12 protein-coding genes are annotated in these 15,247 nt (G+C 61.8%); 8 read left to right on the top strand and 4 right to left on the bottom strand.

From position 1 onward, the window contains the following. Positions 1-7 precede the first annotated feature (7 nt). The 8 genes from Q0106_RS03790 to Q0106_RS03755 all read left to right on the top strand — a co-directional run bounded on the left by Q0106_RS03790 (position 8) and on the right by Q0106_RS03755 (position 9,514). Positions 8-1,057, top strand: a complete 1,050-nt coding sequence (locus tag Q0106_RS03790; protein WP_297609148.1) for a PhoH family protein — start codon at positions 8-10, stop codon at positions 1,055-1,057. A 2-nt stretch (positions 1,058-1,059) separates the two neighbouring features. Then, positions 1,060-1,512 (top strand): rRNA maturation RNase YbeY, encoded by a 453-nt coding sequence (gene ybeY, locus Q0106_RS03785; RefSeq protein WP_297609003.1) that lies wholly within the window; start codon positions 1,060-1,062, stop codon positions 1,510-1,512. 47 nt (positions 1,513-1,559) lie between these two features. Continuing rightward, on the top strand, positions 1,560-2,396 hold the full coding sequence (locus Q0106_RS03780; RefSeq protein WP_297609000.1) for a transporter associated domain-containing protein: 837 nt from the start codon (positions 1,560-1,562) through the stop codon (positions 2,394-2,396). 13 nt (positions 2,397-2,409) lie between these two features. Continuing rightward, complete coding sequence (gene lnt, locus Q0106_RS03775) at positions 2,410-3,951, top strand: apolipoprotein N-acyltransferase (RefSeq protein WP_297608997.1); 1,542 nt, start codon at positions 2,410-2,412, stop codon at positions 3,949-3,951. Between the two features lie 205 nt (positions 3,952-4,156). Continuing rightward, positions 4,157-5,068, top strand: coding sequence for a glycine--tRNA ligase subunit alpha (gene glyQ, locus Q0106_RS03770; RefSeq protein ID WP_139688165.1), 912 nt, complete (start codon positions 4,157-4,159; stop codon positions 5,066-5,068). A 26-nt stretch (positions 5,069-5,094) separates the two neighbouring features. Beyond that, the gene (glyS, locus tag Q0106_RS03765) at positions 5,095-7,185 is read left to right on the top strand and encodes a glycine--tRNA ligase subunit beta (RefSeq protein WP_297608993.1); all 2,091 of its coding nucleotides are present in this window, start codon (positions 5,095-5,097) and stop codon (positions 7,183-7,185) included. A 120-nt stretch (positions 7,186-7,305) separates the two neighbouring features. Further along, positions 7,306-8,019 carry a lysophospholipid acyltransferase family protein gene (locus Q0106_RS03760; RefSeq protein ID WP_297608990.1) on the top strand — a complete coding sequence of 238 codons (714 nt, stop codon included), beginning with the start codon at positions 7,306-7,308 and terminating at the stop codon, positions 8,017-8,019. 58 nt (positions 8,020-8,077) lie between these two features. After that, positions 8,078-9,514, top strand: coding sequence for a SprT family zinc-dependent metalloprotease (locus Q0106_RS03755; RefSeq protein ID WP_297608988.1), 1,437 nt, complete (start codon positions 8,078-8,080; stop codon positions 9,512-9,514). Here Q0106_RS03755 and rsmA read toward each other — a convergent pair whose 3' ends face one another. The 4 genes from rsmA to Q0106_RS03735 form a co-directional block, all read right to left on the bottom strand. Then, entirely contained in the window at positions 9,515-10,321 is an 807-nt protein-coding gene (rsmA, locus tag Q0106_RS03750; RefSeq protein WP_297608985.1) for a 16S rRNA (adenine(1518)-N(6)/adenine(1519)-N(6))-dimethyltransferase RsmA, read from the bottom strand. Further along, positions 10,302-11,273, bottom strand: coding sequence for a 4-hydroxythreonine-4-phosphate dehydrogenase PdxA (gene pdxA, locus Q0106_RS03745; protein WP_297608982.1), 972 nt, complete (start codon positions 11,271-11,273; stop codon positions 10,302-10,304). Before pdxA ends, rsmA begins: the two co-directional genes overlap by 20 nt. 118 nt (positions 11,274-11,391) lie before the next feature. Beyond that, positions 11,392-12,828, bottom strand: coding sequence for a peptidylprolyl isomerase (locus Q0106_RS03740; protein WP_297608979.1), 1,437 nt, complete (start codon positions 12,826-12,828; stop codon positions 11,392-11,394). Beyond that, positions 12,821-15,136, bottom strand: a complete 2,316-nt coding sequence (locus Q0106_RS03735) for an LPS-assembly protein LptD (protein WP_297608976.1) — start codon at positions 15,134-15,136, stop codon at positions 12,821-12,823. The genes Q0106_RS03740 and Q0106_RS03735 overlap by 8 nt, the downstream gene beginning before the upstream one ends. Positions 15,137-15,247 lie beyond the last annotated feature (111 nt).

Below are 15,247 nucleotides of genomic sequence, written 5' to 3'. Positions count from 1 at the left end.
GAAGGCAATGAATGAGGCGCCCGCAAAGATGGAGCACCTTTCCTTCGTTGCCGCCGACAATGGAGCGGCGCTCGCGCATCTTTGCGGCCCGCTCGATGAAAATCTCCGCCAGATGGAGACAATTCTCAACGTCACGATTTCCCGTCGCGGCGCACAGTTTCGCGTGACGGGCGAGGCGCATGCCGCAAGGCGCGCCCTTCGTGCGCTCGAGGTGCTTCTTGACCGCGTCACCCGCACCGGCAAGGAACTCACCGTCGACGACGTGCAGTGGCACTTTGTCGGGGGCGACGACGTCTACCGCACCGAGCAGATGGAGTCGGGCGAAATGGGGGCGGGAGAGCCCGTTCTCAAGACGCGCCGGCGCGATCTGCGCGGCCGCACCCCAAATCAGCGCGCGTACCTGAGGGCGATTCTTGAGCACGACATCAGCTTCGGCATCGGGCCGGCAGGCACGGGCAAGACCTATCTTGCCGTAGCGGCCGCGGTCGACGCTTTCGAGCGCGGCACGGTGGAGAGAATCGTGCTCACGCGTCCGGCGGTTGAGGCGGGCGAACGGCTCGGCTTCCTGCCCGGCGACCTGTCGCAGAAGGTCGACCCCTATCTGCGGCCGCTGTACGATGCGCTCTTCGACCTGATGGGGTTCGACAAGGCGCAGCGCCTGATGGAGCGGCAGTCGATTGAGGTTGCGCCTCTTGCCTACATGCGCGGGCGCACGCTCAACAATGCCTTCGTGATTCTTGACGAAGCGCAGAACACGACGGGCGAGCAGATGAAGATGTTCCTCACGCGCATCGGCTTCGGTTCCAAGGCCGTGATCACGGGCGACATCACGCAGATCGACCTTCCGAAGGGCGTTCTTTCCGGCCTCAAGCAGGCGTCGCGCGTGCTCGAGGGCGTGCGCGGCATCAGCTTCACGCACTTCAGGAGCTCCGACGTCGTGCGCCACCCGCTCGTTGCCCGCATCGTTGAAGCCTACGACGCTGCCGCGCAGGCAGAGGAAGCGGCGAGGAAGGCCGAGCGCGAGGCGCGCCGGAACGATCATCGCGAGGAGAACTAATCATGGCGCTTACGCTTCACCTCCAGCAGGCGGGGCTTTTTCAGCTTCCGCACCGTTCGACCATGGCGCGCTGGATGCGCGCAGCCCTTGAAGGTCACGACGGGGAGTTCACCGTCCGGTTCGTTCTTGAGGACGAAGGGCGCGAGCTCAATCACCAGTACCGCAGGAAGGACTATGCAACGAACGTCCTCACCTTCGACTACACGCGCGAACCCGTCGTGACGGCGGACATCGTGATTTGCCCGGCAGTGCTCGAGCGTCAGGCGAAGGAGCAGGAAAAGCCCTTCCGGGATCATCTTGCGCATCTCCTCGTTCACGGCGTCCTTCATGCCCGCGGCTACGACCATCTCAATGATGAGGAAGCCGAGGAGATGGAATCGAAGGAGACGGAGATTCTCACGGGGCTCGGCTTTCCCAATCCGTACAGCGACCGCATCGGCATGGTCCATGACTGAGCCTGCGGCGCGGTATAGTCAAAGTTTCTGTACTTTTATTTTCTTCAATGTCCAGCGAACCACCTTCAGGCCGCTCGAAGGGCCTTTTAGACCGCATAGCTTCCGCCTTCCGCAACGGGGAATCCGACGAGGGATCCGCGAAGAACGACTTCGCGGAGGCGCTTTCTGAAGCAAGGGCCAACGGCATCATTGCCGCCGACGCATATTCCATGATCGAGGGGGCGCTTAAGGTCCCGGATCTGCGTGCGTCGGATCTGATGATTCCCCGCGCGCAGGTCGATGCCATCGACCTTTCGCAGCCGAGAACAGAATGGGTCCGCATGGTGCTTGAATCCGGACATTCGCGCTTTCCGGCCGTGGAGGACGACCTCGACAACGTTCTCGGCGTTCTTCACGCAAAGGATCTCCTCAAGCTTCTCATTGATCCCAAGGTTGATCCGAAGACGCTCCTGCGCCCCGCGCGCTTCATTCCGGAGAGCCAGCCCCTCAACGTACTCCTGCGCGACTTCAAGACGACGAGAAGCCACCTTGCGCTCGTGATCGACGAGTTCGGAAGCATCTCCGGCCTCATCACGATCGAAGACGTGCTTGAGCAGATTGTCGGCGACATCTCGGACGAGTTCGATCACGACGACAGCAAGACGAACATCGTGGCCGACGGCGACCGCTGGCGCGTGAAGGCGCTCACGCCGATCGATCAGTTCAACAATTATTTCGGCTCTCAGCTCGTCGACAACTACTGCGACACGATCGGCGGCCTGGTGACGGACCGCTTCGAACATGTGCCAAAGGTGGGCGAGGTGATCGAGGAAAAAGGCTTCCGCTTCCGTATTGAGGAAGGCGACGAGCGGCAGGTTGAAGTCCTTTCCGTTGAGCGAATTTGAGAAGGATGGTGCCGTGACGCGCTTCAAATTTCCGGGCGCGCTCGGCGCTGCCTGCCTTTCCCTGATTGCCGGCGTGCTTGCGGTTTCGGCCTACGCGCCCCTTCACGCTACGTGGCTCGGACTTCCGGCATTTCTGCTCGGCTTTTTCCTGATTGTCAGAGCGGACTCCTTTAAGCCTGCTTTCCTGCGGGCCTGGCTCTTTGCGCTCGGGCTCTTTGCGCCCGGCCTCTACTGGACGGTGCGCTCGATGAATGAGTTCGGGCGCCTCCCGATGCCGCTCGCGCTGCTCGGGCTTCTTCTGCTTGCCGCCTTTCTGGCACTTTTCTGGGGCGCAGCGGCGGGACTTGCGGCCAGGGTTTCGAAGACGCTGCTTTCGCGCGCCTTCATGCTGGCCGCTTTTCTTACGCTTGCCGAATGGCTGCGCGGCGAAGGGCTCGCCGACTTTGCGTGGCTTACGCCTGCGCTGGCGCTCCTCGATACGTCGCTTGAGGGGCTTGCTCCCCTGGGCGGCGCGCATCTCATCAATTTTGCTTTCTTCACGTCCCTAGCAGCGCTCGTTGTGCTCCTTCTCGGGAAATCCAGGGCGCGCTTCTGGCTCCTCTTAATTCCGGTAGCTCTGAAGGGGCTCGGCTTCTGGGGCATGACTGCGATCTGGTCGGAACCGGCGGGCCGTGCGGAAATCCGTCTGATTCAACCCGGACTCCCGGTCGTCGACGGCTGGAGCAGGGCAACTGCGGCAGAGCGTCTTGACGCCGTTTCGAGCCTGATGAAGGAACCCTGGCCGGCCGGGGAATCCCCGAAGCTTCTTCTCACGCCCGAAGGCATCTTGACGACGGACATTCTGAGACTGAAGCCCGCTGACCAGGAAGCGCTGGTTCGCTTTGTCGATGCGGCAGAGGGCGTTCCGATGCTCTTCAACGGCTTCAGGCGCGATGAAGCGGGCGGCTGGCGCAATTCCTCCTTCCTTGCTGCCGACGGGCGCCTCACGGTGACGGATAAAAGAAAGCTCGTGCCTTTCGGGGAGTTCGTGCCGCCCGGCTTCCGGTGGTTTGTGGATCTGCTCGGCATTCCGCTCACGGATCTGACTCCCGGCAGCATGGATCAGAAGAATCTTCAGTTCGGGAAGAACTTCCGTGCAGGCGTTCTCATCTGCTACGAGAACATCGACGGCGAAGTGCTCCGCTCCTTCTGGAAGGACTCGGACGGCGCTCCTCAGCTTCTCCTCGTGACGGCGAATCTCGGGTGGTTCCATCCGATGATGATCGGACAGCACCTCGATATGACGCGGCTTCTCGCCCGGGCTTCCGCCCGGCCTGCGGCGAGCGTCAATATGGACGGCTTTTCGGCTTTTGTCGACCCGGACGGCCGCGTGACGGCGCTTGCCAAGGGCTCGGGAAAGGATGTGCTCACGCGCGAAGTGGAGCTCCGCGAGGGGCCTGCGACGCCCTTTATCCGCTTCGGGAATGCCGCAGCGCTGATTCTGTCCGTTCTGCTTGCTCTTGCCGCCTTCATCGCCGCTCGGGCGGCGCTGAAGCGCGAGTCTCAGGGCGTCTGAGGCAGGAGGCTTTGTCCTCAGGTGCGCGCCCATTTGCAGTGAAGCAGTGCCTGGGAGCGCGCAGAGCCCGCACGTTGCCGGCCTTCATGCGCGGCAGACGCCTGATTGAGGCGAATATAATTATTGCTTTGCCTCGAGTGCCGCCTCCTGCGGCATTTCCTTCTTATTTTTTGCGCCTCCCCCGCCGGGCGGCGCGGACACGACAATGATTACTTTTCAGGAAGTGATCCTGCGCCTGCAGGAATACTGGAATCGGCAGGGCTGCGCGCTTCTGCAGCCGATCGACATGGAAGTCGGCGCCGGCACCTCTCATACCGCCACGTTCCTGCGCGCCCTGGGGCCTGAACCCTGGCGTGCCGCCTACGTTCAGCCCTCGCGCCGTCCGAAGGACGGCCGCTACGGCGAAAACCCCAACCGCCTGCATCAGCACCATCAGTATCAGGTTGTGCTGAAGCCTGCTCCCACGAATATCGTCGACCTCTATCTCGGGTCGCTGCGCGCGCTCGGCGTCGACACCGAAGTGAACGACATCCGCTTCGTTGAGGACAACTGGGAGAACCCGACGCTCGGCGCCTGGGGTCTCGGCTGGGAAGTCTGGATGAACGGCATGGAAGTGACGCAGTTCACGTACTTCCAGCAGGTGGGCGGCCTCGAATGCAAGCCCATCACGGGCGAGATCACGTATGGTCTCGAGCGCCTCACGATGTATCTGCAGAACTGCGACAACGTCTTCGATCTCGTCTTCACGACCTGGAAGGATCCGGACGGCTCCGAGCGCGTTCTCACCTACGGCGACGTCTTCCACCAGAACGAAGTCGAGCAGTCGAAGTACAACTTCGAAGCGAGCGACTGCGACAAGCTCCTCAAGCAGTTCGACTACTTCGAAGGCGAAGCCAAGCGCCTCATGGACCTCAATCTCGCGCTGCCTGCCTACGAGATGGTTCTGAAGGCCGGCCACACATTCAATCTTCTTGACGCGCACGGCGCCATTTCCGTGACGGAGCGCGCCCACTACATCGCCCGCATCCGCGCCATTTCGAGAAATGTTGCGCAGAGCTACTACGACTCGCGCGAGCGCCTCGGCTTCCCGATGCTCAAAAAGCATGAAGCCCGCTGATACGGTTGATGGAGAACAAACAGAAAATGACGAATCTTCTCGTTGAACTGCAGACCGAAGAGCTCCCGCCGAAGGCGCTGAGGAAGCTCTCGGAAGCCTTCGCCGAAGGCGTTCAGAAGAGCCTTGACGAGGCCCACTTCCTCGAAGAGGGAAGCAAAACGACGGTTTACGGTGCGCCGCGCCGTCTCGCCGTCCACATCACGAACGTCCGCGCGGTGAGCCCGGATGAAACCTTCCGCCAGAAGCTCGTGCCGGTCAAGGTCGGCATCGCCGCTGACGGTTCGGCCACGCCCGCCCTTAAGAAGAAGATGGCGGCGCTCGGCATTGACTGCCCGGTGGAAAAGCTCGAGCGCGTCAATGACGGCAAGAATGAGCAGCTCGTTTACGAAGGCGTCCGTCCGGGTTCCGAACTCGCGCCCGCCCTTCAGAAGGCGCTCGACTATGCCGTGAAGCACCTCCCGATTCCGAAGGTCATGACCTATCAGCTCGCCGACGGCGAAACGACGGTCTCCTTCGTGCGTCCGGTCCGCTACCTCACGGCGCTCTACGGCGCCGACGTCGTTCCCGTCGTGCTCTTCGGCCTTCAGTCCGGCCGCACGACGCGCGGCCACCGCTTCCATACGCATGAGCCCATTGAGATTGCGGATGCCGACAGCTACGAAGCCGCGATGCGCGCAGCCTTCGTCGAGCCCTGCTACGACGCCCGCCGCGAGCGCATCGAGACCGGGCTCAAGGCTCGCGCCGAGGCGCTGAATGCCACGCCCATCATGCCCGAAGACCTTCTCGAGGAAGTCTCCGCGCTCACGGAATGGCCGGTTATTTATGAGAGCCAGTTCGAAAAGGAATTCCTCCAGGTTCCGGAAGAATGCCTCATTCTCACGATGCAGCTCAACCAGAAGTATTTCGCGCTGCGCGATGCTTCCGGCAAGCTCATGAACCGGTTCCTCCTTGTTTCTCAGCTCGTTGCGAAGGACGGCGGCAAGGCCATTTCCGAAGGCAACGCGCGCGTTGTCCGCGCGCGTCTCGCCGACGCGAAGTTCTTCTACGACCAGGACCGCCTCACGACGCTTGAAAGCCGCGTCGAGGGCCTGCGCCACGTGGTCTACCACAATAAGCTCGGCAGCCAGTATGAACGCATGCTCCGCGTGCGCGCCATCGCCGGCGCCATCGCGGATCTGATCGGCGCGAACCGTGCTGAAGCTGAACGCGCGGCCACCCTCGCGAAGGCTGACCTCCGCACCCTGATGGTGGGCGAATTCCCTGAGCTCCAGGGCATCATGGGCGAATACTACGCGCACCACGATAAGGAACCCGACGACGTGGCGCTCGCGATCCGCGAACACTATCAGCCGCGCTACGCGGGCGACGCGCTTCCCTCTACGCCCGTGAGCCTCGCTGTGGCGCTTGCCGACAAGCTAGAAACCCTCGTGGGTCTCTTCGGCATCGGGCAGCTTCCGACGGGCGAGAAGGATCCCTTCGCGCTCCGCCGTCATGCGCTCGGCGTTCTGCGCATGCTGATCGAGAAGGAGCTCCACGTGAGCCTCCCCGAGATGATCGACGCCGCCTGGGCTGCTGAAAAGGAAGTGCCGGGCGTGACGGACAATCGTCCGGCCCTTGCTGAATTCTTCTCCGATCGTCTGCGCGTGATGCTGCGCGACCGCGGCGCCACGGCTCAGGAAGCGGATGCCATTCTGGCTCTCAACCTCGCGAAGCTCGCCGACATTCCGAAGCGTCTTGCCGCCGTTCAGGCCTTCATGGCGCTCCCCGAATCCGAGGCGCTTTCGGCCGCCAACAAGCGCATCGGCAACATTCTCAAGAAGGTCGAAGGCCATGTTGAGGATGTGATCGACATCTCCAATCTGAAGGAAGATGCCGAAAAGCGCCTCTTTGAGGAGCTTTCCGTCATTGAGCCCGAAGCCGACGCGCTTTACGCCGAAGGGCGCTTCGAGGAGATGCTCGTTCTGATCGCGAAGCTTCGCGCGCCTGTCGACGCGTTCTTCGAGAGCGTGATGGTGAATGCCGAGGATCCGGCGCTGCGTGCCAACCGCCTCGCGCTTCTGAAGCGCCTCTACCTCGTGATGAACCGCGTTGCGGAAATCGCCCGCCTCGCGAAGTAATCTGCTTCAGGCCTTAACGGCATAAAGCGACAATAGGCCCGCTGCGGCATGCTGCCTCGATGACGACAGCATTGCGGCGCGGGCCTTTCGTTTGGCGCTCAACTCTGGAGATCAAGCCTTATGTCCTTCATCCATACGCTGCGCGGGTGGATTTTTTATCTGCTCCTCGCCGTTTCCATCATCGGGCTCACCATCCTGCTCCTCATCACCTGGCCCTTCATGAGCTACGAGCGCCGCTATGAGGCGATCTGCCGCCCGTGGGCGAAGCTCGCGCTCTGGCTCCTCAGGATCACCTGCGGAGTTGACGTGAAGGCCGAGGGCCTGGAAAACATGCCGGACACGCCTGTGGTCGTGCTCGCTAAGCACCAGTCGGCGTGGGATCCCTTCTGGCTCGGCGCCTATCTGAAGCATCCGCCCTGCTTCATCTACAAAAAGTCGCTTCACTGGCTGCCTTTCTTGGGCTGGGCGCTCGCGTCCATGAACATGATGGCGATCGACCGCAGCAAGGGCCGTCAGGCTTTCGAGCAGTTCATGCGCCGGGGGCCCGAATTTGAAAAGCGCGGCTGGTGGGTGACGCTTTTCCCTGAAGGAACGCGCGTTCCTCCGGGAGAACACGTTCGATGGAAGACGGGCGGCGCGAGGTTTGCCTGCGCCATGGGGCTTCCGATTCTGCCGGTCGCGCATAATGCCGGGCGCTTCTGGCCCAAGAACAGCGTGGCGAAGATCCCGGGCACCGTTCAGGTGGTCGTGGGGCCCCTCATTGAAACGAAGGGGCGGGACCCCCACGACGTCACGGCTGAAGTTGAAGCCTGGATCGAGGCGCACGTGCGTTAAGGAGCGATCGACGCTTCCGGAACAGATTTTTGAAGCTCAAAGGAATAATGTGAACGCAGTGCCCACGATTACCCGGGGAACGGACGACTCGTACCTGACGGTTGAATTTGCCGGTAGGAAATATCGGATCAACGTCATTCGCAGCAAAAGGCGCAAAAAGAATTTTCTGATCCGGGCTGAATATAGATCCTGTTCCTTCAACCTCTTCATTCCTGAGGCGTCGGATCCCTTCGTGCTCGCACGATACAAGAGCGACTGGATACGTTCAGTGCTTGAGGAGAAGCCGTTTTGCCTGCCCGAGGGCGACAGAGCGGCTTACTGGGCTGAAAAGGATAAAGCTGAGGCGGCAGTCAGGGATGAGCCGCCTCCGGCGCCTAAGCATCACTATTCGGACTCGTGGATAGAAAAAGGCGCGGATGATTCGCATCTGATCGCGCAAATCCCGGGATTCTGCGCGCGCATCGACATTCTCCGCAGCGCCCGGCTGAAGAGCATGTCGCACATGGAATTCGATCCGGACAAGCGCACCTTCACGCTGAAATTGCCGCTCGGGGCGGATGCCTCCAAGGCTGCAGAGGGTTATTTGCCGTGGATGAAGAAAAGTCTCATCATGGCGGAAATACTGTTGGGTCCGGAGAACAGTCCTAGAACCCCTGGCTCGAAATGGCTAAGCGAGCTCTCAGAGGCCCCCTCTCAAGGCGGAATTCAGGCGTCCGCTGCGGAAGAAAAGAGGAATGACGGTGCAGTGGCGGATGACACCGACGACTGGCTCGGCCGCCTTCCGGGAGAGCATGTCATCGAAATCCGGGGGCGCCGGATACCGTACGTCATCAAACCCCATGGGGGGCGCCGCCGCATGAGCGTCGTCATTGTCCCGGGGAGAGGCGTGGAGGTGCGCACTCCCACCTGGAATGCGAGCCGGGCCGCGGCGGAAAGGTATCTCAGAGAGATTGCGGACTGGCTGATGGCCAACCTGCCGCTTGCCAAGAAGGTTCCTCTGGAATTGAGGGATGGCGCTTTCATTCCTTATCGAGGGAAAAAGGCCGTCCTGCGGCTCGGGGCGAAGTGCAATCTGGTAGTGCCCGTCCCCGATGGATATGAGCTCTGGCTGACGCTTCCCAAGGGGAGTTCCGAGGAGGCGGTGAGGATTTCTCTCGCCGCGCTTCTCAAGGAGGCCGCCTGGCGCATCATCAACGACTGCTGGATGCGCGTTATCCCGAAGGCAAAGCGGCTTCCGAAAGGCTGGAAGCTTTCCGACGCCCGCTCGCGCTGGGGCGTCTGTTCAAGTAAGGACAACATCCGGCTCTCCTGGCGCCTGATCGCGCTTTCAGACGAGGAGATCGAATACGTGGCGGCTCATGAGCTCGCACACCTGATGGAGTTCAATCATTCGCCGGCTTTCTGGCGCGAGGTCGGGGAGATTCTCCCCGACTGGCGGGAGCGCCACGAGAGGATCGAGGCCAGAAGGCTGAATGAAATGCTCGATGCGCTTTAATCAGGCGTTCTGACAGCGGCGGGCGGCGGCGTTTGCGAGCCTCACAAAGGCTTCGACATCGAGCGTCTCCGCACGGGCGGTCGGCAGGACGCCTGCTTCAGCAAAACCCTCTTCGTCGAGAAAGTCCGAAACGGCATTCCGCATGGTCTTGCGGCGCTGCTGGAAGGCCGCTGCGACAAGTGCGCTGAAGACATCCCAGTCGACGGGGAGGAGCTTTTCCTCAGGCTTCGGGACCATCCTCACGATCGAAGAGGTCACCTTGGGCGCAGGCGTGAAGGCTCCGGGCGGCACGTCGAAAAGCTTATGCATGACGTAGCGGTACTGGAGCATGACGGAGAGCCGCCCGTAGGTTTTGGATCCCGGAGCGGCAATCATGCGGTCGACCACTTCCTTTTGCAGCATGAAGTACTGGTCGATGATGCGGTGCGCGGCGGGAAGGAGCGCAAAAAGGAGCGGAGAGGAGATGTTGTAGGGGAGGTTCCCGAAGACTCTCAGGCGCTTTCCTTCAAGCACAGTCGACCAGTCGAGCGTAAGGGCGTCGGCTTCGATCAATTCGAGCGATCCGTCCGGAAACTGCGTGCGCAGGAACGCCGCAAGGTCGCGGTCGATTTCGACAGCCGTCTGGCGTCCGGCGCGCGCGATCACCTCGCGCGTGAGCGCGGCCTGGCCCGGGCCGATTTCAATGAGTTCATCGCCGGGCTTCGGATCAATCGCGCGCGCGATGCGCTCGATCCAGTGATGATCGTGGAGAAAGTTTTGTCCGAAGCGTTTGCGGGCGCGATGCCCTTCAAGCCATTCTTGAGTCACGGTTCTTTGCGAGCGTATGAGCGAGTTCGAGGGCCGCAGTCATGCTGCGGGCGTCGGCGATGCCCCGGCCGGCGATATCGAGCGCCGTGCCGTGGTCAACTGATGTGCGCACGTAGGGGAGGCCGAGCGTCACATTGACGCCTTCGGCGAAGCCCACGTGCTTGAGCGTTGGGAGTCCCTGGTCATGGTACATGCAGAGGACGGCATCCCACTTTTCCATTTTGCCGGGAACGAAGATCGTGTCGGCAGGAAGGGGCCCAATGATATCCGCAGAGCCGTCGCGGGCGCGCTCCAGAGCGGGACTGATTACCGTAATTTCCTCCGTCCCCATGTGGCCGTTTTCGCCGGCATGGGGGTTAAGCCCCGCGACCGCAATCGTCGGATGCGGGATGGCGTAGGAAACCTGAAGCTCTCGCCTGAGGATCGAGAGGACTTCGTCGAGAAGCTCCGGCGTGATGGCGTCGGGGACCGCCCGCAGCGGCAGATGCGTCGTCGCGAGCGCAACCTTGAGGGCGTCCCTTCGGGGTGAGGAGACGAGCATCATGACGACGCGCGGAACGCCTGCGGCCTCAGCGAAGAATTCCGTGTGTCCCGTGAAGCGAAAGCCCGCTTCAATGAGGATGCTCTTCTGGACCGGCGCCGTAATGACGGCGCCTGCGGCGCCTTCCGTGCAAAGCCGGTGCGCGGCAGAGAGCGTTTCAATGACGTAAGCGGAATTTTTGAGCGAGAGCTTCCCCGGGACCGGCGCTTCCGCGAGCGGCACATGGTGAAAGGACACCTGGGCGGGAGGCTCGGGGAGTCCGAGGCGGCGGGCTTCTGCAAGAAGCATGTCCCGGTCGCCGACCAGGATGACGGGGCTCGACGACTTCCAGGCCGCCTTGACGGAGACTTCCGGACCGATGCCGGCCGGTTCTCCGGTGGTGATCGCCTGAGGCTTGATGGATGAACGCATTTCGGAAAAATTCTCAACGAAATAAAAGAAAAGAGGACGGCGCTTGTAACCCGTCCTCTTTCCGGTGAGCCGCTTCTTTTCGAAGAAGCGGCCGGATGCAGCTTAAAGCGCTCGAAGATCAGCGGCGAAGCGCTTCCTTCAGCTGCGGATCGCGGATTTCGACGTACGCTTCGTCGCGAAGCTCGCGCTCCCAGTTGTAGTTGGCTTCGTTGAGCTTCTTCTGACGGATGGCCTGACGGGCGGCAACGCGAACGCGTTCGGGGTTGCCTTCCTTCGCCGTGCGGCGCTCAACCACCTGAATCAGATGGTAGCCGTAGGGCGTGCGGATGGGTTCGGAAACCTGACCGGGCTTGAGCTTCGCCATGGCCGCCTCAAAGTCGGGCACGGTATCGCCGGGCTGCAGCCACCCCAGGTCGCCGCCGCGGGTCGCGGTCGAGTCGACGGAATGGAGGCGCGCCATCGTGGCGAAGTCGGCTTCACCCGATTCGACGCGCGAGCGGATGTCGTTCAAGCGCCGGATGACGTCGGCTTCCGGCGTAATGTCGGAAACAAACATCAGGATGTGGCGGGCGTGGGTCTGCTCGACCGGGCCGCCGCCGAGTTTGGCCTGCACGCCGTCGCGCTTGCCGGAGACCTTGAGCACATGCCAGGCGCGCTGGGAATTGAAGACGTAGTAGGTTTCGTTCGGATTCTTGCGGATCGCCTCAGCAAAGGGCGTCGGCAGGTCGGAAAGGGTCTTCCAGCCGAGCTCGCCCCCCTGCATCGCATCGTCGGCGCGCGAGAAGGAAGCGGCGAGGGAAGAGAATTCCTCGCCCTTTTTCGCGCGGTCGGCAAGCGACTCAGCGGCGGCGCGGACGCTGTCGTTCTCTTCAGGCGTACCGACCGGAAGGAAGATGTGCTCGACGTGGTATTCGGTCGTATCCTCGCCCTTGAAGCCCGCCTGTTCGGCGAGGTACGCATCGATCTCGCTCTCGGAGATTTCGATCTTCTCCGTCACCTCGCGCTCGCGCAGGCGCTGCGTCGTGATTTCGTCGCGGATTTCATTGCGGAAGGCCGGGAACGTGACGCCGTCGGCAAGAAGGCGCTGACGGAGTTCTTCAACCGTAAGGTTGTTCTGGCGCGCAATCTGCTCGATGGAGGCGTTCACCATCTGGTCGTCCACGCGGATGCCCGTCTGGCGGGCGCGCTGCAGAATCGCGCGTTCGGAAATGAGGCGCTCGAGAACCTGCGCGCGCAGGAGCTCCATCGGAGGCAGTTGAATATTCTGGCGGCGCAGGTTGATCGCCACCGTGTGCACGCGTTGCTCGAGTTCGTGTTCGGTGATGACGTCGTTGTTGACGACGGCGATGATGCGGTCGAGTTCGCCCGCTTCAAGGGGAGCCGCCGACTGAGCGGCTTCAGCCGCGGGTGCGGGCGCCGCGGCCGGAGCAGGAGCCGTATAGACGGGGCCGCTCGGCGCCGCGCCGTCCATGATGCTCGCAGCAGAAGCGAAGCCGGAGGCAAAGGCAAGCGCCGTGGAAACGGCAATCGCGGAAAGAAGCTTGGAATTATTCATAGAAGTCGTAAGGACCGGTCGCGCCCGGAAGCGGACCTGTCGTCTGATAGCCGCGGATGTTGCGGCGCAGTTCTGAAAGCGGATTAATGCCAATGCTACCGAGGCCGTAAAGCTCGAGTTGTAAGAAGAAGTTGGATTCTTCCTCATTGGCGGCAGTCGTATAGCGCTGAGCGGCGACGCGCAGCGTCCAGCAGTCGTGGAGATATTCCACGCCGCCGATCATTTCGATGGGCTTCTTTCTGAGAAGCGAATAGTTGTAGCGGAAGAGGCCGTAGAGGCGCCCCGAGATCGGCCATTGCATCTGGAAGTCGATCTGCTTGATGTTGTTGTCGTCCGTGAGCTCGTTGGCCGAATAGTTGTAGCGGTAGTAGAGCCCCATCGTCGACATGCGCTTCGGCTGCCAGGTGAGGCCAGTCTTCACGTTCATCACGCGGTTGAGGGAGGACGAGTACTGCAGATTGGCCGACGCATAGAGCGAGCGCGTGAGGCGCGCGCCGACGCTGCCCAAAAGGTCGCTTCGGACGTTGGCGTTGGGTTCCGTAATGCCCTGATAGTAGGGGTCGCTGCGCTTTTCTTCCGGAATGAAGTGCACGTCCTGATCGGAGAAGTACTGGCGCTGACCCACGCTCGCACGGAAAAGTTCGAGGCCGCTCGCCTTGTCGATGTAGCGCGTCGAGACGACGGCAGTGAGCTGATTGGCCTGCGACACGCGGTCGTAGCCCGAATAGAGGTTCGGCGTGAAGAGCGTGGCGAAGGAGAGGTCCGTGACGGTGGAATCGAAGACCGGAATGTCGTCCTGATTGCGGTAGGGCGTATAGGCGTAGTAGACCCGGGGCTCGAGCGTCTGATAGGCGCTCTTGCCGAAGAAGCTCGAATCGCGCTCGAACTCAAGTCCGGCATCAAGGGTCAGGGTCGGCGTGAAGCGGCTCGGCGTCTTGTTCCGGTAGTAGGCGTCGCGGCTCATGTTGTCGAGCTGGTACCAGGCGCCCATGAATTCGGCCTTGGGGATTACGAACCAGCCCGCTCCGCGGAAGGGATAGCTCACGCCCTGGCTCGCAACGACGCGGGTGCCGCCGATGCGCGAAGGATGGGAAAACTTCGTCGCATCGACCATGGTTGTGAGTTCAAATCCGCGCCAGTCGGCGGCGTAGCCGTTGAAGACCACCTGCGGAACGCGTTCGTAGGGAACGATCGTCGTCACGCCCTCGATTTCGAGAGTCTGGTTCTTCGTCACGCGCAGCGTCGAATTCCAGTAGGTATCGGTCCAGGAGAGGCTGTAGTCCTGCGGGAGAATCGCTTCCGAGGACTCGCGGATGCTCCCCGAGAAGTCCGTGACGTAGTCGTCGTCAGAGACGCGGTTGTAGTCCGCCCGGAAGGCGAGCTTCTCGCGGTTGTACTCCGCCTGAATGCGGGTGCCCCAGCGCGAGTCGTCATAGACGCGGTCGTCGGGGAGGTAGTCGAAGTTGACCTGGGTTTCGAAGTTGTCGTACTTGAAGCGCCCTTCATTGCCGAGCATCACGCCGCGCTTCGTCATGACGCGGGGCGTGAAGGTGTAGTCGTAGTTGGGGGCGATGTTGAAGTAGTAGGGAACTGCAATATCGACGCCGCGCGTGGAGCTCATGCCGTAGGTGGGCGTGAGGAACCCCGAGCGCCGTTCCGTGCTGATCGGGAACGAGAACCAGGGCGAGGCGAGAATCGGAGCTCCGAGGAAATGGAGCACGGCGCCCGTGCCTGAAGCCGTCTGGTCGTATTCGTCGATTTCGAGGTCGTTGAGGCTGATGAACCAGGCCTCGTCGTCCCGCTTGCAGGTCGAAATCGTCACGTCCTCAAAGTTCGTGCGGTCGCCCGAGAGGAACTTGACGTTCTTTGCGCAGCCGCGCAGATTGCGGGGCGCATATTCCCACTCGGCGTCTTCCATCGAGCCCGAGCGCGAGGTGAGGCGGAATTTCATGCTCGGGCCGGAGAAGCTCGCGCCCTCGCGGGCGATGTGCGCGTTCCCGGTTGCCGTCACTTCATCCGTCTTCTGGCGGTAGCTGATGCGGTCGGCCGTAATTACGGCGCCGCCGCGTCGCACTTCCGCGTCGCCGATCAGATTGAGCTCGTCGTCGGGGCTGCCTTCAATCCGGTTCGCGTAGACGATGCTGACGGCATCTTCGCCCGGGTTCGCCCGAGCGGGGTCGAGCCGGGTAACGGATTCAAGATCAAGCCGCAGAGCGCTTGAAGCGGGAGCCGCCTGCGCAGAAAAGGAAAAAGCGGCAAGCGCGGAGGCCACGCTGAGCACGATTGCGCGGACGGGAGGCAGAGACATGAGAGACTGCAGGCCTCGGAAGAGGCCTTTAAAATGGTCGACTTTCCTGAATGCGTCCGTTTTTCTCCCTTAACTTGAAGGAGCAAAAGGGACGAATAGTGCTCGGATTTT

The sequence above is a fragment of the uncultured Sutterella sp. genome (genome assembly GCF_937923675.1).
Taxonomy (GTDB): Bacteria; Pseudomonadota; Gammaproteobacteria; order Burkholderiales; family Burkholderiaceae_F; genus Sutterella.
The sequence above is the reverse complement of the archived record's forward strand: the minus strand, read 5'-3'. Positions and strand labels throughout refer to the sequence as shown.

What these genes read in the sequence shown, in the direction of transcription:
- Q0106_RS03790 (WP_297609148.1), top strand. Translation starts at nt 8, where the DNA reads ATGAATGAGGCGCCCGCAAAGATGGAGCACCTTTCCTTCGTTGCCGCC.
- ybeY (WP_297609003.1), top strand. Translation starts at nt 1,060, where the DNA reads ATGGCGCTTACGCTTCACCTCCAGCAGGCGGGGCTTTTTCAGCTTCCG.
- Q0106_RS03780 (WP_297609000.1), top strand. Translation starts at nt 1,560, where the DNA reads ATGTCCAGCGAACCACCTTCAGGCCGCTCGAAGGGCCTTTTAGACCGC.
- glyQ (WP_139688165.1), top strand. Translation starts at nt 4,157, where the DNA reads ATGATTACTTTTCAGGAAGTGATCCTGCGCCTGCAGGAATACTGGAAT.
- glyS (WP_297608993.1), top strand. Translation starts at nt 5,095, where the DNA reads ATGACGAATCTTCTCGTTGAACTGCAGACCGAAGAGCTCCCGCCGAAG.
- Q0106_RS03760 (WP_297608990.1), top strand. Translation starts at nt 7,306, where the DNA reads ATGTCCTTCATCCATACGCTGCGCGGGTGGATTTTTTATCTGCTCCTC.
- pdxA (WP_297608982.1), bottom strand. Translation starts at nt 11,273, where the DNA reads ATGCGTTCATCCATCAAGCCTCAGGCGATCACCACCGGAGAACCGGCC.
- Q0106_RS03740 (WP_297608979.1), bottom strand. Translation starts at nt 12,828, where the DNA reads ATGAATAATTCCAAGCTTCTTTCCGCGATTGCCGTTTCCACGGCGCTT.
- Q0106_RS03735 (WP_297608976.1), bottom strand. Translation starts at nt 15,136, where the DNA reads ATGTCTCTGCCTCCCGTCCGCGCAATCGTGCTCAGCGTGGCCTCCGCG.